Here is a 23,334-nt window from a genome sequence, read left to right on the forward strand (position 1 = left end):
GCAAGAGAGGGCTTAAGTCAACAACATTGGGGTGACCAGGCTGCCACGGCTTAAAATGCTGATTACGTACTGTCTGATATTAATTGCTGCATAATCAATAAATTACCTCGTAGGCTGGGTTAGCTTAGTAAGCGCAGCGCAGATAACGTAACCCAGCATTTTACATATAGGGGGCTTTTATTAGCCGGCTTATCTTTACTCATGGCACTATTTGCAAAAACCACTTAACGCGACCGCTTATGCCTTCGGTGCCTGAGCCTTTTATGATACATACATTAAACAATTCAAACACTAATTTTTCTCGTTTAAAGCCACTTTGTGGACAGGGCACTAGACTTTGTATATGCTAATCTGCCTATTTCATTTTTACTTAACAGCACAGTCTATGATTAACATTGGTCAGTTTAATACCTTAAATATAGCAAAAGATACGGGTATGCAGCTCTATCTAGAGGGTGGTGACTTTGGGGATATTCTATTAACTGACAAGCTGCGCCCTAAGCTGGCAAAAGCCGGCGAGTCTCTGGACGTTTTTATTTATACAGGCGCTGAGGGTGAGTTATTTGCAACGTGTAAAAAACCTTATGTGCAAATGGATGGTGTTGCCTGGCTAAAGGTTATTTCAATGGGTTCTGCGGGTGCTTTTTTGGACTGGGGGATTGCGAAAGATTTGCTGGTGCCCTTTTCTGAACAAGATTATGAACTGGAAGAAAACAACTTTTGCCTGGTAAAAGTCTACCTAGACAACCAAAATCGTATTGCCGCATCGACCTACCTGAATCATTACATCTCTGACGAAGCACATTATTTACACGAAGGTGATGAAGTTTCGCTGATAATTTCAGGCAAAACAGACCTGGGCGTTAAAGCGGTGGTTAATGATAATTTCTGGGGCATTTTATACCATAATGAAGTTTTCCAACCCCTTAGAGAAGGGCAAAAACTAACAGGCTATATTAAGAAAATCCGTGAGGATAATAAAATTGATTTAAGCCTGAACAAGACTGGTCATACCCATGTACTATCCGTCTCAGAGCAAATTATTCAGCGTCTGAAAGACAATAATGGTTTTTTAGAACTGTCTGATAAAAGCTCACCAGAAAGCATAAATGCGGCTTTCGGGGTCAGCAAAAAAGTTTTTAAACATGCGATTGGTACACTCTATAAAGAACGTAAAATTACTCTGACAAAAACCAGTATTTCTTTAAATAAGGAGTAATGTAGAGCGGAGCTCAGTCCGCTAATATCTAGCACCCATACAAGCAGCGGACTAAAGTCCGCTCTACAGGGTTCGCTTTAAGGTATAAAGAAATTCTAAGGCCTCACGCGGACTTAATTCATCGACTATTAAAGTCTGAACCAAAGAAAACCAGGCTGGAGAAATCACCCTCCAGCCCGCTTGTTATCTAAGCAACAAAATCTATTGGCTCATCATCACTCGTTTAGCTTCAGCTTCTAAATCTATATAAGGTGTGCCTTCCACGGTTACTCCAACCAAATCAATCGTTCCTCCACTAAATTTACTGGGTGATGGATATAATTCACTCACTGCATCTCCACTATCATAAGCGATACATAAGCCATCTCCAGATAAGGTAAATTTAGCAGGCTGTGTTTTCATCGACCCCTCAGCTACTAACTCTTCATTAATATACAGTTTAGTGGTGCCCACAGACTCACCATTTTTACCTGTTTTTTCTCTGCTAAACTCCATTCCTAAGGTATGTTTTCCAGGCATCAGTTTTATTGAAGATTCAAAAACCTGTTCTGGTTTTATGCCTAAAAAGTTATAAACATAATAGAGCTTATTATTTTTTATAAATAAAGAGTGCCCTCCAAAACGGGAGCCGTGTGCAAATATAACGCCTGAAGCTTTATCAGTCAGCTCAACATTTGCTAATATTTTATACGAGCGCCCTCTTACATTGACAGCCACACCTTCTGGTACGGGGGCAGTGTTGGGATAATAAACATACCGATCTCTCGCAGGTTCTTGAGAAGGTCTTTCAATACTAATAATTTCTGCGGCACTTCTATCATCCAAAGGCAGAACATTGTTTTTTTCAGCCTCCACAAACCATGCCTCTACTAATTCCTGTAGTTTTTCAGGGTTTTCTTTAGCAAGGTCTTTAGACTCAGATCTGTCACTGGCTACATGGTATAGTTCCCAGTCATCTTTATCAAAGTGTCCTTTTCCTGACAATGGGGCGTGTACGGCAGCCGCTTTCCAGCCTTCTTTCCAGATGCCACGAGAGCCTAGCATTGCAAAATATTGAACTTCTTTACGCGTTGGACCATCTGGTTTTGCATCAAAAGTGTAAGCCATTGATACACCTGACAATGGTTCTTGTTCAACGCCTTTATAAACTTTTGGCATGTCAAGACCTGTCAATTCAAGAATGGTAGGCACAATATCAACTGAATGGTGGTATTGCTGACGAATTTCACCTTTAGCTTTTATTCCCTTTGGCCAGGAAATAATGAGTGGATCGTTGGTTCCACCTGCATATTGTGAGTAACGTTTAAACATTTTGAATGGCGCAGAAAAAGCAGATGCCCATCCCGTTGGGAAATGGTTATAGGTTTCCGGGCCGCCTAAAACCTCTAAATATTTCATATTTTCTGATAATTCATCAGGGTAACCATTGAAAAATTTATTTTCGTTAACCGAACCATTAGGAGTACCTTCACCCGAAGCCCCATTATCAGCCGCATACATTACGATGGTGTTGTCTAACTGACCGCTTTCTTCCAGGTAATCAATAATACGCCCTACCTGAGCATCAGTATATTCTGAAAATCCAGCATAAACCTCAGCCATTCGTGCAAATAGTTTTTTCTCATCGTCATTTAATGAGTCCCAAGGGCGAACATTGTCAATAGGAGCGGCCATATCTGCTCGCATCGGGTTCATAGGTGTATTGACCGTTCCTTTAGGTAATATTCCTTTTGCTATCATCCGTTGAGTTACCCACTCTCTATAGACATCGTAACCTTGATCAAATTTCCCTTTATATTTTGCTATATAGTCTTTAGGGGAATGGTGTGGCGCATGGTTTGCACCTGGGTTAAACCATAAGTACCAAGGCTTAGAAGGATTTGTTGCTTGTTGGTCACGTAGCATTTCAAGTGCATGGTCTGCTAAATCTTTAGATAGGTGGTAGCCTTCTTCTGGCGTTGCAGGTGCTTCAATAAAATGATTGTCTTCGATTAAATCGGGATACCATTGATTGGTTTCGCCGCCAATAAAACCATAAAATCGATCCCAACCCATTTGTAATGGCCATTGTTTTTTGCTGCCTCCGGAAGCGACATCTTGTTCAGGAACATTGTGGTTTTTCCCAACCCAAAAAGTACTCCAGCCATTATCTTGCAATATTTTAGCAAGTGGCGTCACTCTTTCAGACATTCTGCCATTAGCACCCGGAAAGCCATCAGCCGTTTCGGTAATTGCCGCCATTCCATTCAAGTGATGATTTCTTCCAGTTTGTAAGGTTGAGCGCGTAGGCGAACACAATGCAGTCGTATGCCACTGCGTATAGGTCAAGCCATTTTCAGCAAGCTTATCCAAAGTGGGCATGTTAATTGCGCCCCCATAAGGAGACCAAGATCCAAGGCCTGTGTCATCATACAAAACAAAGAGAATATTAGGAGAACCTTTAGGTGCAGATTTTGGTGTGTAAGCAGCCCAGTCTGCTTTAGAATCTCGAATATCTAAAGCAATTTTTCCTTTAAACTCTGGTGAATCACTGCTGGCTTGTTTAGCTTCTTTATCTGTTTGGTTACACCCTGTTATAGCTATAGTTAAGAATGAAAAGACGAATGCTTTAAAAAGTATTTGGCGGCTAAAGTTTGTTATTTTCATTTGCTATCCATAGTTAAATAATTGTAAAAAAATTCTTCAGTAAAAAATTTTTGTTTCTTGTTCTTTATTCTGTATTGAGCTAGAGCCTAGTATACGCCAACCAATCTGTCGAATAATTCCAGCTTATTTTTCTTGTATAAAAACAAGTTTCTTTTCCACAACGTATTCTCGTACGAGACGAATAACGGGAAAAATAGGGGTCCGAATTGCGAATTTTTAGCTTTTTTAACAATAACACCTTCAGAACCAGAGTGTAATCTAAAGGAAGCGACCAGAAGCAATGAAGAATAGGAATTCCAGACCATAAAGTCAAGATATTATTTAAATATCCCACAAGATTCAGGCTATCAACTGAATGGAAAAAGTTAGGTGCGATGAGATTAAATCCGCTAACTCCAGTTAATTTTTGAATGCCCGCTCCTGACTGACGAGCGACCATCCAGACTTATAATTTCAGGAGACTCTATAGGCCTAGGCCCAGTGGCCACTAACCGACCCACGACGCTCTCAGTCAATATTGATGCGATTGTTAGAGTTTTTCCCAAATTCTGCCATAGCATCTAGCACTTCTTTTAGCTTTTCACCCATATTCGTTAATTCATATTCTGTGGTTGGAGGAACAGTCGCATAGACGGTTCTTGTGATTACCCCTTTTTTTTCTAAAAACCTCAACCGCGTTGTTAGCACTTTTGGACTGATACCTGTTAATGCGCGTTGAATCTCCGAATAGCGTTTTTTATGCGGCAATAGTTCTCTAATAACTAATGTTGTCCACTTACCTTCAATAAGTTCTGCTGTTTTTTTTACCGGACATTCATCACTACAAGCTTGATTCTTTTCTAAACTATCCATAACACCCCTACTATCCTATTGGTAACTACTTTCAAAAGTATAGTTTAACTCATATAATCTAGCCATGCTTTAACAAGTAAGGAGCTAAATATGAAGAAGATGACTTATTTACTGACTGTTATTGGAGCGATTCAAATTATATTGGGTATTTTTTATTTATTTTTCCCAGAGTTCATTTTAAAAAGTATCGGGCACAGCATTCCTCAAGCCAATATTTACTATCCACTCGCCATGTTGGCGGCAAGGTTTATAGCCTATGGTATTGCACTAATCTATATAGCAAAAGAACCTTTGAACCTAGAAACCGCAGTTGAGCAGGGATTTTGTGGAAAATCTGAGTGCGAAAGACAAGGCACAGCTAGCAGGCAATGGCCGTAGCCCTTGGCAATAGCTGTAACGCAGTATTTCGCGCTCAGATTTATTCACAAAACCGTGAAGCGGAGTCTGCTCACCCTGCAGGTGATAAGTTGTTGCGTTAATTATGATTTATATTCAAATACTTAGAGTGTTTTTTAGCGTTCAACTGCGGTTTTTAGGTTGAAGTACCTTTTATGGGTTCAGTTTATGGTCTTCATTCAGTTAATAGATCTAGGGGCAGGACTATTTTATACCCTCAGTGGTGTTGTCAATATTGCCGGTTCAGCTTTTCCACTGTTTAATGCGACATGGATGATTGTTCTTCTGCTTTTATGGATGCCTAAAAAGAGTCACTCAGCATGATTTTCTGGCTGAAAAAACAGTATTATCAATTGCAGATTAAATGGCTGCTTAAATTTAAACCTGCGCTACTTTTTGACAAAATAAATCAGTTAGATTGGTATAAAAACACCTTGCGGCTATGGGTTAATGATCAGCGCTTTAGCGCCAAAAGTAAAGTGCTAGAAGCGGGCTGTGCATCAGGTGCTTTAACGGCTTATATTGCTAAATCAGGCTATATTCCTACTGGAGTTGATGCATCGAGTAAAATGATTGAGCTTGCTAACAAAAATAATAACGGTATTGATTTTTTAATGGCCGATGTGCTTGATTTGCCCTTTGAAACCGATTGCTTCGATGCTGTTATTGCAGCGTCACTCGTTAATATTATACCCGATAAGAATAAAGCAATTGACGAACTCTCTCGTACTTGTAAAAAAGGTGGGATGATGACGATCCTTGTGCCTTCAGCTAAATTTACTGATAAAAATTTACATTCATTGCAAGAATCACTTGGGAATTCAGGATTTTCTGCTGCTGCAATGGAAGCTTGGCATAAACTCGCCCCAAAAATGCAAGCGAGTGATATTTTATCCTTATTCAAGCAAGCTGGATTGACAGAAATTACCACAAAAGATTATTTACAGGGGATGGTTATTTCAGTTTCTGCAATAAAACCTGCTTGACTCATACAATTGTACTGTTTCTGGAAGTCATAATAACCATATAGGTCAAGATTAATTTATTTTGTCTTATTCCTGAATAAACCATAAACAGGCTTTAACTTTAACTATGGTCCGTTTTCACTCGATGCTTAGTCTTCATTAACGAAGCATGAGGCACATATAAAAGGTCAGCAATTTTGCGTACCAAATATTCTTCATGCATATCCAGATCGCCATCAACAAAAGCCACCTTCCATAGAGACTCAATTAATTCAATTTTTTGTTCCAGCGTATAAGATTTATTGATGAGTGAGGTAAATTGAAAATAATCAACTGCCTGATTCCTCTGCTCTTCAGCCAGATCAAATAAGTCAGTGGCTTGTTCTAAAGATAAAGAGAAGCTCTTCTGAACTAATGCCAAAACAGTCTCTTGCTCTATAGCCTCGATTTTATCATCCATCGTCACCATTTCTAATAACAATGCAGCACGGGCAATTTGCAGTTTTTCTTGCGAGGGTTCTTCGGGAGCAGGAAGTTTCATATGTTCATCAAAGAACAGTTTAATTTGATTAAGCATGATTATTTAGCCAGATTCAATAGAAGGATACCTCTAATAATGGTCTTTTTTGCCCAATTTCAGCGTTGAATGGTTTTCTGCAATTCTCATGTATTTCATAGTCACTGCGGTTCTCGAAAAACATTCGCCTTGAACTCGTACAAAAATCCTAATTATTAGAGGCACCCAGAAATAAAAGAAAGATAATAAATCGCCTTTCAGGATGTGGTTTATTAGACTATATAGTGCCTGAACGGAAACTTAGAAAGCCTTTGTAACTATGTAATTCAAAGGAAATAATGCCTATGACCTTAAGGCAGGATATAAATGTAGGGTACGCATTGCGTACCTTTCAGGAATACGGTATGCGGTGCATACCCTACATAGTATATGCCTCACCTTAAGTGTATAGCCGAAATAATGATTTGAAGATTTTCTGACACTAGAATAAAAGCTCTTCAATTCATTCAAATCAAATAAATCTCTCTGGACAATTCCATATCGAGGCCTCTGGACTTTTCGTTCATCCACTATATAAGTTACAGGGTTTGCTTTAGTTTATAAAGAAAATCCAGCGCTTCACGCGGACTTAATTCATCAGGCGATAACTTTTCAATTAACTCTACAGCCGGATGTGGTGCACTAATCGCGAATAAATCTAATTGACTACTACCCATTTCTATCTGCTGTTCTTTATAAGCTGTATCTTCCAAGTGGCTTAATTTTAGCTTGGCCTGCTCAATTACAGAGCCGGGTATGCCTGCCAGTGCTGCCACCTGCAAACCGTAACTTTGGCTTGCAGCGCCCTCTTTAACCGCGTGTAAAAAAATAATTTTATCGCCGTGCTCCATCGCATCAAGGTGAACATTATGGATCGTACTTTGTTCCTCTGGCAGGCTGGTTAATTCAAAATAATGGGTCGCAAACAAAGTAAAGGCATGTATTTCTCTCGCTAAATAATCTGCACAGGCCCAGGCTAGCGACAATCCATCAAAAGTACTCGTTCCACGACCAATTTCATCCATCAGGATTAAGCTATTCGCCGTGGCATTATGCAAAATATTCGCTGTTTCAGACATCTCCACCATAAAGGTCGATCGACCACTGGTTAAATCATCCGACGCTCCGATCCGGGTAAAAATTTTATCAATCGGCCCACATTCCAGCTTCACTGCGGGTACAAAACAGCCGATATGGGCAATTAAAACGATCAAAGCAGCCTGGCGCATATACGTTGATTTCCCTCCCATATTTGGCCCGGTAATAATCAACATACGTCGTGCATCATTAAAATCTAAATCGTTAGCGACAAAGGGAATATCCGATACATGCTCAACAACTAAATGCCGTCCCGAGCTTATACTTATTCCTCGCTCTTTACGTAATACAGGACGAATTAAATTCAAACTACTTGCCCGCTGCGCAAAATTTACTAATACATCTAGTTCTGCCAGCGCCAAAGCACACGTTTGTATAGGAATTAGAATCGTGGCAATGGCATCCAGTAATTCATCATAGAGTTTTTTCTCAAAAACCAGGGATTTTTCTTTTGCACTCAGTACGGTATCTTCGAACTCTTTTAACTCGCTCGTAAAAAATCGCTCTGCATTTTTAAGCGTTTGTTTACGTATATAGGTATCAGGCACATCATCAGATTGCGAGCGTGGAATCTCAATATAATAACCATGCACACGGTTATATTTTATTCTTAAGGTTGCGATCCCGGTATTTTCCTTTTCCCGGCTTTCCATATCAATCAAGAATTGATTAGCGTTCTGGCTAAGGTTGCGTAAATCGTCTAGCTCCTGATTATAGCCTGCCGCAATTACGCCACCATCACGAATTAATACCGGCGGGTTATCAACAATAGCGCGCTGTAATAAGGCTAAAAACTCAGGCTGCTCACCTATTCTGCTAGCCAACTGACTTATCTGCTCGCACCCTGATTGAGCTATCAGTAATTGCAAGCTTGGCAATACTACAAAAGTATCACGCAATACCAGTAAATCTCGCGGTCGTGCTGATTTTAAAGCGATACGCGAACTAACCCTCTCTATATCTCCGACAGAGCGTAAACTTTCACGCACATCTTCATATAAACCACTTTTTAATAATGCATCGACACAATCATAGCGATTATTTAAGATCGCCTGGTCTCGTAAAGGACGATTTAACCAGCGCCTTAAACAACGACTTCCCATAGCCGTGACTGTTTTATCTAATACCCCATACAGAGTATATTTAATCTGCCCGGAAGGGTGAAAATCTAACTCTAGATTACGCCGACTAGAGGCATCTAAGAGAATACTATCATCACTATTTTCTACACGAATGCCTTGTATATGCGGCAAAGCACTTTGCTGGGTATCTTTTACATATTGCAACAAACATCCAGCAGCCGAGATAGCTGCGGTTAAATTCTCACAACCAAAGCCTTTCAAGTCATGTGTTTTAAACTGCTTTAATATTAACTTCCTGGCACTAGTTTCCTCAAAATGCCAGGATGGACGACGTGTTAAGCCTTTACGTTCCTTGAGTGCAGCAGGCAGCAACCAGTCTTCATTAAATAACAGCTCAGCTGGATTTAAGCGCTCGATTTCACTTAATAATTCATCAGCCGAATTAACCTGCAATAACACAAACCGTCCACTAGTTAGGTCAAGACAGGCAATGCCGTAAACTTTAGCATAATAGATAGCGACTAATAAATTATCCTGGCGCTCTTCTAACAACGCTTCTTCGGTTACCGTCCCGGGCGTAACAATTCGCACAACCTGGCGCTCAACCGGACCTTTTGATGTGGTAGGGTCACCAATCTGCTCACATATCGCAACTGACTCACCTACCTTCATTAATTTAGCGATATAACCTTCAGCCGCATGATAAGGCAGCCCGCACATGGGAATAGGCGAGCCTGCCGAATGCCCTCTTGCTGTCAGAGTAATACTTAAAAGTTCAGCCGCTTTCTTTGCATCATCAAAAAAGAGTTCATAAAAATCTCCCATGCGATAAAACAATAATGTATCTTGATAATCAGCCTTGATACGTAAAAATTGCTGCATCATGGGTGTGTGAACTACCGGTTGATCTACTGTATCCGTCATGAGCTATTTAATGAATATCAAAAATTATTAAATTTTTACCCGTAGGGCGTGGCTTTAGCCCGCTTTAAAGTACAACAATATTAAACAAAAGCGGGCTAAAGCCACGCCCTACAAAAACCTAACTGCTTAGATAGTATTGTACAACAAAGCTTGAGGCAAAAAAAAACCCAAACTCGTTAGAGATTGGGTTTTAGATTTAAGAGCTTGGCAATTCCCTACTTTCACATGGATAAATCCACACTATCATCGGCACTAAACGGTTTCACTTCCGAGTTCGAGATGGGATCGGGTGGTTCACGCTCGCTATGGTCACCAAGCAATTGGTGTTGATCAACTAGCCTGGTTTTATACCTTGTGGGTAGTTTCCTCGCTATCAATCGTCTCTTATCTAGCTTGTGGCTAAATAATTGGAAATCTGTGTTTTGAGTTTAAGAGGTTTCGTTCTCTTACAGTAAAAACGTTATGTCGCTTTCATACAACTCAAACAGCTCCCGAACGTGTTCTGTCCTGAAACGTATTTGGTGTTATATGGTCAAGCCTCACGGGCAATTAGTACAAGTTAGCTTCACACATTACTGTGCTTCCACACCTTGCCTATCAACGTCGTAGTCTTCGACGGCCCTTCAGGGAACTTAAAGTTCCAGTGAGATCTCATCTTGGGAGGGGCTTCCCGCTTAGATGCTTTCAGCGGTTATCCTGTCCGAACGTAGCTACCGGGCAATGCCATTGGCATGACAACCCGAACACCAGTGGTTCGTCCACTCCGGTCCTCTCGTACTAGGAGCAGCTTCCCTCAAATCTCAAACGCCCACGGCAGATAGGGACCGAACTGTCTCACGACGTTCTGAACCCAGCTCGCGTACCACTTTAAATGGCGAACAGCCATACCCTTGGGACCTGCTTCAGCCCCAGGATGTGATGAGCCGACATCGAGGTGCCAAACACCGCCGTCGATATGAACTCTTGGGCGGTATCAGCCTGTTATCCCCGGCGTACCTTTTATCCGTTGAGCGATGGCCCTTCCATTCAGAACCACCGGATCACTATGACCTACTTTCGTACCTGCTCGACTTGTCCGTCTCGCAGTCAAGCACCCTTATGCCATTGCACTAAACTCCTGATTTCCGACCAGGATTAGGGTACCTTCGTGCTCCTCCGTTACTCTTTGGGAGGAGACCGCCCCAGTCAAACTACCCACCATACACTGTCCCCAACCCCGATAAGGGGCCTAGGTTAGAACTTCAAACATACCAGGGTGGTATTTCAAGGGTGACTCCACCACATCTAGCGACATGGTTTCATAGTCTCCCACCTATCCTACACAAGTAGGTTCAAAGTCCAGTGTAAAGCTATAGTAAAGGTGCACGGGGTCTTTCCGTCTAGCCGCGGGTATACGGCATCTTCACCGCAATTTCAATTTCACTGAGTCTCGGCTGGAGACAGTGTGGCCATCGTTACGCCATTCGTGCAGGTCGGAACTTACCCGACAAGGAATTTCGCTACCTTAGGACCGTTATAGTTACGGCCGCCGTTTACTGGGGCTTCGATCAAGAGCTTCCCCCTCACCTAGATTATCTATGCTTTGTCGTATCCGCTGTTTTAAGCTGTGATACGCTTTTCCACTTCGTTTTAAGTTGCTTTCTCGTTGCCTTGCTATTTCTATCGTTAGATAGGCTTCATAGTAAGATACAATCCAGTCTTGTACTTTTTTAGTTGATTTATTCTCGCCTTGACGGTGAGCTTTCAATCGTTTTTTTAAGTCTTTTGTCGATCCCAGATAAAATTCATCCAGTTCGTGACTATAAAGTACGTATACATAATACATGTGGTTTAAATAATCTAGGTGAGGGGTAACCCCATCAATTAACCTTCCAGCACCGGGCAGGCGTCACACCCTATACGTCCACTTTCGTGTTTGCAGAGTGCTATGTTTTTGATAAACAGTCGCAGCCACCAATTTATTGCAACCCTCTTCTGCTCCACCCGCAGGGGCTTCACATAACAAGGGTGAACCTTCTCCCGAAGTTACGGTTCCATTTTGCCTAGTTCCTTCAGCCGAGTTCTCTCAAGCGCCTTAGAATTCTCATCCCACCCACCTGTGTCGGTTTGGGGTACGGGTTGTTTTAACCTGATGCTTAGAGGTTTTTCTTGGAAGTATGGCATCAATCACTTCGTTTTTCACAAGGAAAAACTCGTCGTCACGCCTCAGCATTAAGAGTCCGGATTTTCCTAAACTCTCTGCCTACACGCTTAAACTTACATATCCAACAGTAAGCTGATCTAGCCTTCTCCGTCACCCCATCGCAGTTAGAACAAGTACAGGAATATTAACCTGTTTTCCATCGACTACGCCTTTCGGCCTCGCCTTAGGTCCCGACTAACCCTGCGTCGATTAGCGTTGCGCAGGAAACCTTGGGTTTTCGGCGTGGGGGTTTTTCACCCCCATTATCGTTACTCATGTCAGCATTCGCACTTCCGATACCTCCAGCCAACTTCTCAATTGACCTTCGCAGGCTTACGGAACGCTCCTCTACCACCTCCGTTTATAAATAAACGTCGATCCGTAGCTTCGGTACTATGCTTAGCCCCGGTAAATCTTCCGCGCAAACCGACTCGACCAGTGAGCTATTACGCTTTCTTTAAAGGATGGCTGCTTCTAAGCCAACCTCCTGGCTGTCTGGGCCTTTTCACATCGTTTCCCACTGAGCATAGATTTTGGGACCTTAGCTGACGGTCTGGGCTGTTTCCCTTTTCACGACGGACCTTAGCACCCGCCGTGTGTCTCCCGTGCTAAAACTTGTTGGTATTCGGAGTTTGCAACGGTTTGGTAAGTCGGGATGACCCCCTAGCCGTAACAGTGCTCTACCCCCAACAGTTATACACGAGGCTCTACCTAAATAGATTTCGAGGAGAACCAGCTATCTCCGGGCTTGATTAGCCTTTCACTCCGATCCACAGCTCATCCGCTCATTTTTCAACATAAGTCGGTTCGGTCCTCCAGTAGGTATTACCCCACCTTCAACCTGGCCATGGATAGATCGCCCGGTTTCGGGTCTACACCTTGCGACTAAACGCCCTATTAAGACTCGCTTTCGCTACGCCTTCCCTTATCGGTTAAGCTTGCCACAAAATGTAAGTCGCTGACCCATTATACAAAAGGTACGCAGTCACAGAACAAGTCTGCTCCTACTGCTTGTACGCATACGGTTTCAGGATCTATTTCACTCCCCTCTCCGGGGTTCTTTTCGCCTTTCCCTCACGGTACTAGTTCACTATCGGTCGATAAGGAGTATTTAGCCTTGGAGGATGGTCCCCCCATCTTCAGTCAACGTTTCACGTGCATCGACCTACTTAATATGTCAAAAAAGAGTTTTCGTGTACGGGGCTATCACCCTGTATCGCCAGACTTTCCAGACTGTTCCACTAACTCTATTCTGCTCGGCTGTTCCCCGTTCGCTCGCCGCTACTTAGGGAATCTCAATTGATTTCTTTTCCTCGGGGTACTTAGATGTTTCAGTTCTCCCGGTTCGCTTCTCTGACCCTATGTATTCAGGTCAGGATAATGGGCTTATGCCCATTGGGTTTCCCCATTCGGAAATCCGCGGGTCAAAGTTAGTTTGAAAACTCTCCGCGGCTTATCGCATCCTACAACGTCCTTCTTCGCCTCTTATCGCCTAGGCATCCACCGTATGCGCTTATTCACTTGACCATATAACCCAAATACGTCTTACACAGCTTGCGCTTTTCGCACGTCTGAATTATATGTTCACTGACATTTTCGCTTTTTCTGCTTGAGAACTCATTTAATATTTGACGCCACTTTATAGTTGCTTTCGCTACTATTTCGCTTTGTCGCTTTTAAACTCGTTTGAAACTTTTTTGGTTTACTTTGTTTTGTTAAGTCGATTTTGCAATCAGATTAACGCTACTAAATAAATTTATTTAGTTTACTTTACAGATTTCCAAATTGTTAAAGAGCTTATTAGCTTTAAAAAAAACTAATTCTATAAGTTCTGAAGTGTTTCTGCTTGTCTTCAAAATTTATAGAATTAGGTTTTGTCACTTTTTTCATCGAGTAATGGTGGAGCCAGGGAGGATCGAACTCCCGACCCCCTGCGTGCAAGGCAGGTGCTCTCCCAGCTGAGCTATGGCCCCAATTTTACTGGTCTTTTTACCCTTATGCCGCGTTGTTCTCGTCGCTCATTCAGTTACATACTTATGTATGCTCCTTCATTCACGCCTTCGTACGCCTTGCCTAAGGTTAAAAATCCTGCGTAAAAACTGATTTCTATCATCTTGTTGATAAACAGGAATTTCGTTCTGGGCAAGGCAAAATTCCGCGAAGTGTACGCTAGTACATGAGTGGAATTTTAACGCAGTCCAGTGCAAAATTTGGTGGGTCTGGGAGGATTTGAACCTCCGACCTCACCCTTATCAGGGGTGCGCTCTAACCAACTGAGCTACAGACCCAATAGTTGCGTTCAAGGTCAGTCTCGATTTACTTAAATCAAAATAATTTGTTGTGAGTACTCATAAAGCATTGCGTGCTTTGTAAGGAGGTGATCCAGCCCCAGGTTCCCCTAGGGCTACCTTGTTACGACTTCACCCCAGTCATGAATCACAAAGTGGTGAGCGACCTCCCGAAGGTTAGTCTACCCACTTCTTTTGCAACCCACTCCCATGGTGTGACGGGCGGTGTGTACAAGGCCCGGGAACGTATTCACCGCGACGTTCTGATTCGCGATTACTAGCGATTCCAACTTCATGGAGTCGAGTTGCAGACTCCAATCCGGACTAAGATCGGCTTTCTGGGATTTGCTTACTCTCGCGAGTTTGCGGCCCTCTGTACCGACCATTGTAGCACGTGTGTAGCCCTACCCATAAGGACCATGATGACTTGACGTCGTCCCCACCTTCCTCCGGTTTATCACCGGCAGTCTCCTTAGAGTTCTCAGCATTACCTGCTAGCAACTAAGGATAGGGGTTGCGCTCGTTACGGGACTTAACCCAACATCTCACGACACGAGCTGACGACAGCCATGCAGCACCTGTCTCAGAGTTCCCGAAGGCACTCTACTATCTCTAACAGATTCTCTGGATGTCAAGGGTAGGTAAGGTTCTTCGCGTTGCATCGAATTAAACCACATGCTCCACCGCTTGTGCGGGCCCCCGTCAATTCATTTGAGTTTTAACCTTGCGGCCGTACTCCCCAGGCGGTCAACTTAATACGTTAGCTCCGCCACTAAGCCTGTATATAGGCCCAACGGCTAGTTGACATCGTTTACGGCGTGGACTACCGGGGTATCTAATCCCGTTTGCTACCCACGCTTTCGTTCCTCAGCGTCAGTTTTAGCCCAGGAAGTCGCCTTCGCCACTGGTGTTCCTTCAGATCTCTACGCATTTCACTGCTACACCTGAAATTCCACTTCCCTCTCCTAAACTCTAGTTTGCCAGTTTTAAATGCAGTTCCCAGGTTAAGCCCGGGGCTTTCACATCTAACTTAACAAACCGCCTACGAACGCTTTACGCCCAGTAATTCCGATTAACGCTTGCACCCTCCGTATTACCGCGGCTGCTGGCACGGAGTTAGCCGGTGCTTCTTCTAAAGGTAATGTCAAGAGACAGGATATTGACCTGCCTGTTTTCCTCCCAATTGAAAGTGCTTTACAACCCTCAGGCCTTCTTCACACACGCGGTATTGCTGGATCAGGCTTTCGCCCATTGTCCAATATTCCCCACTGCTGCCTCCCGTAGGAGTCTGGGCCGTGTCTCAGTCCCAGTGTGGCTGATCGTCCTCTCAGACCAGCTATAGATCGTCGCCTTGGTGAGCCATTACCTCACCAACTAGCTAATCTAACGCAGGCTCATCTATTAGCGCAAGGTCCGAAGATCCCCTGCTTTCCCCCGCAGGGCGTATGCGGTATTAGCATGGGTTTCCCCATGTTGTCCCCCACTAATAGGCAGATTCCTACGCGTTACGCACCCGTCCGCCACTCGTCAGCCAGAGCAAGCTCTGCTGTTACCGTTCGACTTGCATGTGTTAAGCATACCGCCAGCGTTCAATCTGAGCCATGATCAAACTCTTCAGTTTATAATCATTTTGTGACATCATCAGATGTGCCACCAATCTTTGTTTCGATTGTCAGAATTTACGTTTGTTAATCCGAAGATTAACGGTGTAGATTCTTATATCGATTATCTTTATCACGCCAATAATCTCTACAAGTACCCACACAAATTATTTTGATTTGTTTTTTTAAAGAGCTCAGAGCGGGATGTTTAAGCATTCTGCCCTGCTGAGTCCGACCATTCTACAGAGTCAAAACTCGTTGTCAATGTTTGTTTTCAGAACCCGTTTCCCAAAAAACCTAACCGGAAAACAATGCGCCAAACACCCACACCAACCGGACCCGAAGGCCCAACCTCAATCTCTTAAGGAGCCGACCATTATAGCGTTCATATCTATTTGGTCAAGCTTTTATTTTCAGCCACCTGATAAAAAACCAGATCACTTCAAAAAACCGGATTAAGCTCTATGGCAGGCTATAAAAACTCACCTTGAAACCAGACCCGACTCCCCTCAACTTGCGTTGAAGAGCCGGCAATTATACAACCCATACAATTTACGTCAAGCGATTACTTTTACTTTTGCAAACTTTCTTTTTCCTACTTGATATACATGCTCTGTTCCCCCTGAAACTAGCAGCTTTGCATCAGCTAATTTTTCGCCATCTATTTTTACAGCTCCCTGCTTTACCATCCTATTTGAATCTGACGTACTTGAAGTCAAACCTGCATCTTTTAATAATAGCGCAATAGCATAGCCCTCTGCTGTAGCTTTTAATTCTATTTCAGGTATATCATCAGGTATTGCACCGCGTTTAAATTGCGCTTCAAAATTCTCTAAGGCTTTTATTGCTGCTGCTTCGTCGTGAAACCGGGCAATAATTTCCTGCGCCAGCTTTACTTTATAGTTACGCGGGTTAGCCCCTTGTACACATTCTTTATTCCACTCAGCTATTTCCTGCAAAGGCCTAAAACTTAGTAGTTCAAAATAGCGCCACATCAATTCATCCGATATAGACATGATTTTACCAAACATATCATCCGGTGCATCCGCTATACCTATATAGTTATTTAAGGATTTAGACATTTTCTGCACACCATCCAGGCCCTCCAGAATAGGCACAGTCATGACAACTTGTGGCATTTGGCCGTACATTTCCTGTAACTGCCTGCCCATCAGCAAATTGAATTTCTGATCCGTCCCGCCAAGCTCCACATCTGCTTTCATTGCAACCGAATCATAGCCCTGAATAAGGGGATATAGAAACTCATGTATTGCAATTGGTTGCCCGCCTTTATAGCGCTTGCTAAAGTCATCTCGTTCCAGCATTCTTGCCACTGTACTTTTAGATGCCAGCTGAATTAGTTCAGCGGGGTTCATGGCATTCATCCAGCTGGAATTAAACATGACTAATGTTTTTACTGGATCAAGAATCTTGAATATCTGCTCTTCGTAAGATTTTGCATTTTCAATCACATCATCACGAGTTAATGGCTTTCTAGTCACATTCTTACCAGTGGGGTCACCAATCATTCCGGTAAAATCACCAATTAAAAATAACACCTCATGCCCTAAGTCCTGAAATTGCTTTAATTTATTGATCAAAACAGTATGGCCTAAGTGTAAATCAGGCGCAGTAGGATCGAAACCTGCTTTAATGCGTAATGATCGCCCTTCATTGAGTTTTTTTAACAGCTCTGCTTCTACTAGAATTTCATCCGTTCCACGCTTTAGTTGCGCCAGCACATCTTCTTGCAATTTCCCCACCTTCATTGTTAATTAATGTAATTGCGTAAATTATACCTTAGGAACGCGCACGAAATAAGCTGAGCATCTAGCGCAGTATTTTAATTCGTATTCAAGGCATAGAAACAGGCGGTCGGGGTAGAAATACGGCGCGCGCAGGCTTAGGCCAATAGTTTATCCATGGTATCCTCTGTTTCCAGATTAGTAGCAAATAGCTATTGACCATACATCACGTTTCCGCAAGCCCCCCCTACGATCCCGGACGGTCGGTTTTCCCGAGTCCGGTTCTGACCTTGATTAATACCTTCAGTCGCCTTCCCAAAGAGCATGAAGCTTAAGTGTTGACTCACATACACCCCTCTGCCCCTTGATTTACTTCCAAGGTTACCTCTAATATGTTCCTCGACCTTACATTGTCCGAGTACTCAAGAGGCTATCAAGCGCTCAGAGTCCCTTTGCATGTTCAAGGCGTTACCTTTCACACCGAGGCATCCAGCACCCCGTCAGCAGGAGTTACCCTGCCTTCATCGCTCATACGAACTCATGCGACAATCCTAAATCCTCCTTATGCCTACGGAATTAACCTTGAACATAAGGTCTTTGCAGGTTGCTGTCAACCCCTGCTGGAAGTAGGATCTTCCCGACGTTATCTCTACAAACCTTTCTCTGCGTGCAAGGACCCCTACCCCGGCTGCTCTCATGGTGCATTTACCCGTTTCTTCCCACAAGACAACGGCCTTCCCAGCGCTATGAACTGGTCGGCGCTTGGCAATAACCCACACTGCAACTTCTGTGTGGCGTAGTTTTCGAGGCTGCAGTCATTCTCTAATGTTCCTGCCCGCAGATTTGCTCGCCCCCCAAATTGCTCCTACCGCAGAATTTCTCAACTCCAGGCAGTCAGGGCTTTTACTTCCCCGCATATTTCAGTCTGTTACCTCGCTGAACAGGGGATATACTAACCGTCCGTTATCGGGCAACTGACGGTGAAAGGACTTTCACCCTCCAAGATTTGCAGCCTTGTCGGCCGCTCCCATAGCCAGCTACGTAACAGTTTCTACAACGCAGAAGACGGATAAAAAGACAAGTTCGCTGCTTAAGGCGCCTAGAAACAAATAATCATCCATCCTTGCTGGTCTTTTTGTCCGTCATCAGCACTGCAACACTAGTTACGTAGCCAGCTATGAGCCTATTGCTACAGCACCGATGACAAACAAAAATCCTATCCAAATATTGGACGCTTATTTATTTCCAGGCGCCTAAGTTATTCCGCGCACGTTCCTTAGCCGGACAATTATATTTCGCGCGGTCATAGCTGCCGATGTCTAGCAACTGATTTTTTGCCGATAGATGCGTAGCCTAAATAGCTGCGTAGCCTGCTATTCGCTTACTTAAGAGCCTTTCTTTCGACAAAAATAAGCTCCCTATAAATTCCGCATCCGTGGCCGCGCGAAGTATACTCTTTTTCATTATAAAATTGACGTAATATAATATTAGGCATTGGCAAAAAAAACACCTTATAATTACATAGATGCGCTATCAAAATGACTTATACAAATCCACCAACCCACCCCAAGATGAAATCAACAACCGATCAAAACACCTATTTATAGCGATTGTCTGCGCTCTGCTAATCATTATTAGCTATATTTTCTTTGCTGCAAAACCTGAACAAACCAAGCAAGAAAATATCGCCCTGACTATCCCTGATCTTGCAACAAAAATTGAAAGTACGGGTCAAGATGAAAGTTTAATCACCGAAATCGATACGACAGATTCTGGTCTTATTATTACCGCTTCTGTCGATACGCCCACACACAGTATGCAAAGCCTTTCAACCATCTGGCATGAACATAAAGTTAAATCCGGCGAAAGCCTTTCTATTATCTTTACAGAAAACCAGCTGGATACTACTGACTTACATAAAATCATTCATGCGAATGATATCAGTTCAAAATTTGCAACTATCCAGCCCGGCAAGTCTTTATTAATTGGCCATGATATCTCAGGTAACTTCAGCCATCTGATTTACAAGAAAAGCCCCTACGAAGAACTTAAAGCAACCCGGCTTGAGGATGGTGAATTTAAAGTAGAGCTACTAGAAAAAGAGTTAGACCGGCGCATCAACAGTGCGTCAGGCATTATTCACTCATCACTATTTCTGGATGGGCAAAATGCCGGGCTATCCAACAATATTATTATGCAGCTCGCAAATATTTTTGCCTGGGATATAGATTTTGCCCTTAACCTGCATGAAGGGGATAGATTTTCAGTGATCTATGAAAAGCTATATATAGACAATACATTCATTGGCCCTGGGAAAATTTTGGCTGCCGAATTTATTAATCGTGGCAAATCTATCACAGCAGTTCGATATCAACCCCCCGAAGGTGCCGCAAGCTACTATACTTCGGGTGGCGATAGCATGCGTAAAGCTTTTCTCCGTACACCTATAGACTTTGCACGCATCAGCTCACACTTTAACCTGAAACGTAAGCACCCTGTGCTTAATCGTATTCGTGCACACAAAGGTGTCGATTATGCCGCACGTACTGGCACACCTATTAAGTCTGCAGGAGATGGAAAAATCACTTATCGTGGACGTAAAGGCGGTTATGGTAGAGTCGTTATTGTTCAGCACGGCCAGAAGTACAGCACACTTTACGCACATATGTCTAAATTCAGAAAGGGACAACGCGTTGGATCCCGGGTCAATCAAGGCCAGGTAATTGGCTATGTTGGTAAATCAGGATTGGCCACTGGGGCACATTTGCATTATGAATTCCGTGTCAATGGAGTGCACCGCAACCCATTAACGGTAACTCTGCCTAATGCCAATCCTATTCAGGCAAAGTATAAAGCTGATTTCTTAGAAAAATCAAAAATCCTACTCAGCCAGCTAGCAGAACTTACACCGACGAATTTCGCAGCTACAGACACCCCCTCAGAATGAGCAGAGAATATTATATAGGTATGATGTCCGGAACCAGTATTGATGGTATCGATGCTGGACTTTACGAGCTATCTGGCGATCGACTACAGCTTATTGATTTTTACTATCAACCTTTCAGCCAACAATTAAAGCAAAAAATCCATGACCTTTGCAGCAATCATCAATCCGTCGCCCTGAGTGATTACGGAGAACTCGATGCCCAGCTTGGATTACTTTATGCCGAAGCCTGCCTTAAGTTACTGAGTCAGGCAAAAGTAAGTTCTAAAGAAGTAACAGCAATAGGTAACCACGGACAAACGCTATTCCATTCCCCAGATTCAGAATTTCCTTTCACCTTGCAAATAGGCGATGCCAATATTATCAGCCAGAAAACGGGCATCACTGTTATTAGCGACTTTCGACGTAGAGATATGGCTGCTGGCGGGCAAGGAGCCCCCTTAGTCCCGGCATTTCATCAGGCAATATTTCAGTCCGACAAAGAAAATAGAGTGATTATTAATATAGGAGGGATTGCCAACCTGAGCATTCTACCTAAAGATATGCAACAGCCTGTACTCGGCTTTGATACAGGGCCTGGCAATACCTTGATGGATTACTGGATTTTCAAACACAAAGACTGCTCTTATGATCTCGATGGCGAGTGGGCTGCTACAGGAAAAGTACAGGCCAAATTGCTACAGCAACTTAAAAAGGATTATTACTTCACTGCCCTACCCCCCAAAAGCACGGGTACTGAATATTTTTCCGCAGACTGGCTAACAACAAAACTAGCCAACCAGGCAAACGATTATCTTCCTGAGGACATACAAAGAACCTTATGTCAGTTGACAGCCGAAACCATCGCCGAAGCCATACACAAATTTGCGCCACAAACTGACCAGGTATTTCTTTGTGGCGGCGGTACGCACAATAAATCACTGGTCATCGCTTTGGAGAAACGACTCAAGCTTCCCATTGCATCAACAGAAACTCAGGGCGTACCTCCAGATCAAGTTGAGGCTATGGCATTTGCGTGGCTAGCTAAACGAACACTGGAAGGTTTAACAGGGAATTTGCCAGAAGTAACCGGGGCAAAACAAGCTGTGATTTTAGGCGGGATATATCAGGCGTAAAGGCAGGGTAGGTATTGCGCCCACCCCGCCATAAGCAAATTAAACCGAAAAGGAAGACCCGCAACCGCAGGTGGTTGAAGCATTCGGGTTACGAATAACAAACTGCGCGCCGGATAAATCTTCTTTATAATCTATTTCCGCACCGTTCAGGTATTGAACACTCATCGCATCCACTAAAACAGTCACGCCACCATTGACGACCTGGGTATCATCATCAGCTACTTCTTCATCAAAAGTAAAGCCATATTGAAATCCAGAGCAACCTCCACCCGAAATATACACGCGTAATTTCAAGTTATCATTGCCTTCTTCAGCAATTAAATTGCCTACTTTTTTAGCTGCACTATCAGAAAAAATAATTGGATCTGCCATTATTAATACACCCTATAAAAAATCATTAGTTATGAATTATGACTATACCTAGTAATTTAGTCAAGAATTATGCTTATAAAAAATTTTTGCCTAGCAACAGGCAAAATAGTGTTTTAATTTCACACTTTGCCTGGTTCAGGCATAATCAATTTAACCTTAGGAAAATACACGCTAAACCTGCCTTTACCTCTGGTAAGCAATTGATAATCGGTAAGAGCTGCAAGGATGGTGGTCAAGCTCATCTCTAGTTAATTCCATGATTTCATCAGTGTTCATGGTTATTTTTCCTGCCTTGTAAGCTGTTCTAAAACGCCTGATTGTTTTATCAGATGGTTTTGTCTTAGCAATATATCAGCGCCCATTTTCATCTAGTACAAACTCAATTTTAATTTCAGCGGAGAGTATTCCCATACTATTCCTTACATCCAAGGGAATAGTAAACTGCCCTTTGCTTGAAAAAACATGAAATACAGCGCATTCTCCAATAATTACTGTTATTTTCAATAAACTTGACAATGTACGGTTAATTAACGTACATTAAAATATGGAGGATTTATATTATGTCAACACAATCCAGTAGAACAGCTAGGCTAGAAGCTCGCATAGCTCCCGATAACTTATTTCTTGTCAAACGTGCTGCCGAACTTCAGGGACGCAGCTTAAGCGATTTTGTCGTTACCGCTGCTCAAGAAGCAGCTCACAAAACCATCGAAGAGTCTGGAATTATCCGTTTATCTGCAGAAGATCAATTACGCTTTGTGGATTTACTACTGAACCCCAATCCACTTGCACCTGCATTGGTTCGCGCTAAAGATGATCATATGCAAATGTTTGATTCCCAGTGACCCAACCATTTCGCATAGAAGTTTTGACATCAAAGCGCCACAGGAAGGGGTTTGCCTGTGGTGACGATGCGCTAGACCGGTATTTTTCTGAGCGTGTTACACAGGATATTCGACGCCGCATTACTGCATGCTATGTTGCTCTGGAAAATAAAACAGACTGCATTGCTGCTTATTACACCCTTTCAGCCGCTGATATTCCGTTATCCGATATCCCGAAAGAGATGATAAAACGCCTTCCTCGTTATCCATCTATACCTGTTGCTAGATTGGGCAGGCTTGCCGTTGATCTGAAATATCAAGGCCATCGCCTTGGCGGCTCCTTATTATGGGATGCCCTTTTACGCTCTTCCCGATCTGAAATCGCGGTTTTTGGGTTGATTGTCGATGCAAAAAATGATCCCGCTGAAGCCTTTTACCGCCATCATGGTTTTGTCGCTTTTGGATCAATCCCTAGGCAATTCATTCTTCCTCTGAATGGTTTACCATCACTGCATAAGTAACTCC

Annotated in this window: 13 protein-coding genes, 2 tRNA genes and 3 rRNA genes; 7 read left to right on the top strand and 11 right to left on the bottom strand. The window is 43.1% G+C overall.

The window, feature by feature from the left end; genetic code table 11:
* Positions 1–385: 385 nt before the first annotated feature.
* Positions 386–1,219: a CvfB family protein gene (locus ACQY3F_RS18195; protein WP_428356410.1), complete on the top strand. Its 834-nt coding sequence runs from the start codon at positions 386–388 to the stop codon at positions 1,217–1,219.
* 201 nt (positions 1,220–1,420) lie between these two features.
* On the opposite strand, the gene ACQY3F_RS18200 is transcribed toward ACQY3F_RS18195, so the two are convergent.
* Both ACQY3F_RS18200 and ACQY3F_RS18205 read right to left on the bottom strand, forming a co-directional pair.
* On the bottom strand, positions 1,421–3,865 hold the full coding sequence (locus ACQY3F_RS18200; RefSeq protein WP_428356412.1) for an arylsulfatase: 2,445 nt from the start codon (positions 3,863–3,865) through the stop codon (positions 1,421–1,423).
* A 507-nt stretch (positions 3,866–4,372) separates the two neighbouring features.
* On the bottom strand, positions 4,373–4,717 hold the full coding sequence (locus ACQY3F_RS18205) for a winged helix-turn-helix transcriptional regulator (protein ID WP_428356414.1): 345 nt from the start codon (positions 4,715–4,717) through the stop codon (positions 4,373–4,375).
* A 90-nt stretch (positions 4,718–4,807) separates the two neighbouring features.
* Here ACQY3F_RS18205 and ACQY3F_RS18210 point away from each other — a divergent pair, with 90 nt between their 5' ends.
* Both ACQY3F_RS18210 and ACQY3F_RS18215 read left to right on the top strand, forming a co-directional pair.
* Entirely contained in the window at positions 4,808–5,095 is a 288-nt protein-coding gene (locus ACQY3F_RS18210) for a hypothetical protein (protein WP_428356416.1), read from the top strand.
* 338 nt (positions 5,096–5,433) lie between these two features.
* Positions 5,434–6,099 (top strand): class I SAM-dependent methyltransferase, encoded by a 666-nt coding sequence (locus tag ACQY3F_RS18215; protein WP_428356418.1) that lies wholly within the window; start codon positions 5,434–5,436, stop codon positions 6,097–6,099.
* A 100-nt stretch (positions 6,100–6,199) separates the two neighbouring features.
* Here ACQY3F_RS18215 and ACQY3F_RS18220 read toward each other — a convergent pair whose 3' ends face one another.
* From ACQY3F_RS18220 to tyrS, 8 genes are all read right to left on the bottom strand, one after another.
* Positions 6,200–6,655 (bottom strand): TerB family tellurite resistance protein, encoded by a 456-nt coding sequence (locus ACQY3F_RS18220; protein ID WP_428356420.1) that lies wholly within the window; start codon positions 6,653–6,655, stop codon positions 6,200–6,202.
* A gap of 518 nt (positions 6,656–7,173) precedes the next feature.
* Positions 7,174–9,738 carry a DNA mismatch repair protein MutS gene (mutS, locus tag ACQY3F_RS18225; RefSeq protein WP_428356422.1) on the bottom strand — a complete coding sequence of 855 codons (2,565 nt, stop codon included), beginning with the start codon at positions 9,736–9,738 and terminating at the stop codon, positions 7,174–7,176.
* Positions 9,739–9,940: 202 nt separating this feature from the next.
* Positions 9,941–10,055 (bottom strand): 5S ribosomal RNA (gene rrf / locus ACQY3F_RS18230).
* A gap of 211 nt (positions 10,056–10,266) precedes the next feature.
* Positions 10,267–13,447 (bottom strand): 23S ribosomal RNA (locus tag ACQY3F_RS18235).
* 370 nt (positions 13,448–13,817) lie between these two features.
* A tRNA-Ala gene (locus tag ACQY3F_RS18240) sits at positions 13,818–13,893 on the bottom strand.
* 238 nt (positions 13,894–14,131) lie between these two features.
* Positions 14,132–14,208 (bottom strand) — tRNA-Ile (locus ACQY3F_RS18245).
* Between the two features lie 82 nt (positions 14,209–14,290).
* A 16S ribosomal RNA gene (locus ACQY3F_RS18250) occupies positions 14,291–15,829 on the bottom strand.
* Together the 16S, 23S and 5S rRNA genes with 2 tRNA genes alongside form the textbook arrangement of a ribosomal RNA operon.
* A gap of 537 nt (positions 15,830–16,366) precedes the next feature.
* Positions 16,367–17,578, bottom strand: coding sequence for a tyrosine--tRNA ligase (gene tyrS, locus ACQY3F_RS18255; protein WP_428356424.1), 1,212 nt, complete (start codon positions 17,576–17,578; stop codon positions 16,367–16,369).
* 1,501 nt (positions 17,579–19,079) lie between these two features.
* Between tyrS and ACQY3F_RS18260 the strand changes: the two genes are divergently transcribed.
* Both ACQY3F_RS18260 and ACQY3F_RS18265 read left to right on the top strand, forming a co-directional pair.
* Complete coding sequence (locus ACQY3F_RS18260; RefSeq protein ID WP_428356426.1) at positions 19,080–20,501, top strand: peptidoglycan DD-metalloendopeptidase family protein; 1,422 nt, start codon at positions 19,080–19,082, stop codon at positions 20,499–20,501.
* The gene (locus ACQY3F_RS18265; protein WP_428356428.1) at positions 20,498–21,613 is read left to right on the top strand and encodes an anhydro-N-acetylmuramic acid kinase; all 1,116 of its coding nucleotides are present in this window, start codon (positions 20,498–20,500) and stop codon (positions 21,611–21,613) included. The genes ACQY3F_RS18260 and ACQY3F_RS18265 overlap by 4 nt, the downstream gene beginning before the upstream one ends.
* 39 nt (positions 21,614–21,652) lie before the next feature.
* Here the strand turns inward: ACQY3F_RS18265 and erpA are convergent, their stop codons facing one another.
* Complete coding sequence (gene erpA / locus ACQY3F_RS18270) at positions 21,653–21,985, bottom strand: iron-sulfur cluster insertion protein ErpA (protein WP_428356430.1); 333 nt, start codon at positions 21,983–21,985, stop codon at positions 21,653–21,655.
* Positions 21,986–22,545: 560 nt separating this feature from the next.
* On the opposite strand from erpA, the gene ACQY3F_RS18275 reads away from it, so the two are divergent.
* On the top strand, positions 22,546–22,830 hold the full coding sequence (locus tag ACQY3F_RS18275) for a DUF1778 domain-containing protein (RefSeq protein ID WP_428356432.1): 285 nt from the start codon (positions 22,546–22,548) through the stop codon (positions 22,828–22,830).
* A complete protein-coding gene (locus ACQY3F_RS18280) occupies positions 22,827–23,330 on the top strand; it encodes a GNAT family N-acetyltransferase (protein ID WP_428356434.1) in 504 nt (167 codons plus the stop codon). The genes ACQY3F_RS18275 and ACQY3F_RS18280 overlap by 4 nt, the downstream gene beginning before the upstream one ends.
* Positions 23,331–23,334 lie beyond the last annotated feature (4 nt).

Origin of the sequence: Methyloprofundus sp., from assembly GCF_965251085.1 — a bacterium.
In the GTDB taxonomy this organism is placed as follows: Bacteria; Pseudomonadota; Gammaproteobacteria; order Methylococcales; family Methylomonadaceae; genus Methyloprofundus.

Bases quoted from the DNA above. Each gene is read 5' to 3' on its own strand.
- ACQY3F_RS18195 (WP_428356410.1), top strand. From the start codon at position 386: ATGATTAACATTGGTCAGTTTAATACCTTAAATATAGCAAAAGATACG.
- ACQY3F_RS18200 (WP_428356412.1), bottom strand. From the start codon at position 3,865: ATGAAAATAACAAACTTTAGCCGCCAAATACTTTTTAAAGCATTCGTC.
- ACQY3F_RS18205 (WP_428356414.1), bottom strand. From the start codon at position 4,717: ATGGATAGTTTAGAAAAGAATCAAGCTTGTAGTGATGAATGTCCGGTA.
- ACQY3F_RS18210 (WP_428356416.1), top strand. From the start codon at position 4,808: ATGAAGAAGATGACTTATTTACTGACTGTTATTGGAGCGATTCAAATT.
- ACQY3F_RS18215 (WP_428356418.1), top strand. From the start codon at position 5,434: ATGATTTTCTGGCTGAAAAAACAGTATTATCAATTGCAGATTAAATGG.
- ACQY3F_RS18220 (WP_428356420.1), bottom strand. From the start codon at position 6,655: ATGCTTAATCAAATTAAACTGTTCTTTGATGAACATATGAAACTTCCT.
- mutS (WP_428356422.1), bottom strand. From the start codon at position 9,738: ATGACGGATACAGTAGATCAACCGGTAGTTCACACACCCATGATGCAG.
- tyrS (WP_428356424.1), bottom strand. From the start codon at position 17,578: ATGAAGGTGGGGAAATTGCAAGAAGATGTGCTGGCGCAACTAAAGCGT.
- ACQY3F_RS18260 (WP_428356426.1), top strand. From the start codon at position 19,080: ATGCGCTATCAAAATGACTTATACAAATCCACCAACCCACCCCAAGAT.
- ACQY3F_RS18265 (WP_428356428.1), top strand. From the start codon at position 20,498: ATGAGCAGAGAATATTATATAGGTATGATGTCCGGAACCAGTATTGAT.
- erpA (WP_428356430.1), bottom strand. From the start codon at position 21,985: ATGGCAGATCCAATTATTTTTTCTGATAGTGCAGCTAAAAAAGTAGGC.
- ACQY3F_RS18275 (WP_428356432.1), top strand. From the start codon at position 22,546: ATGTCAACACAATCCAGTAGAACAGCTAGGCTAGAAGCTCGCATAGCT.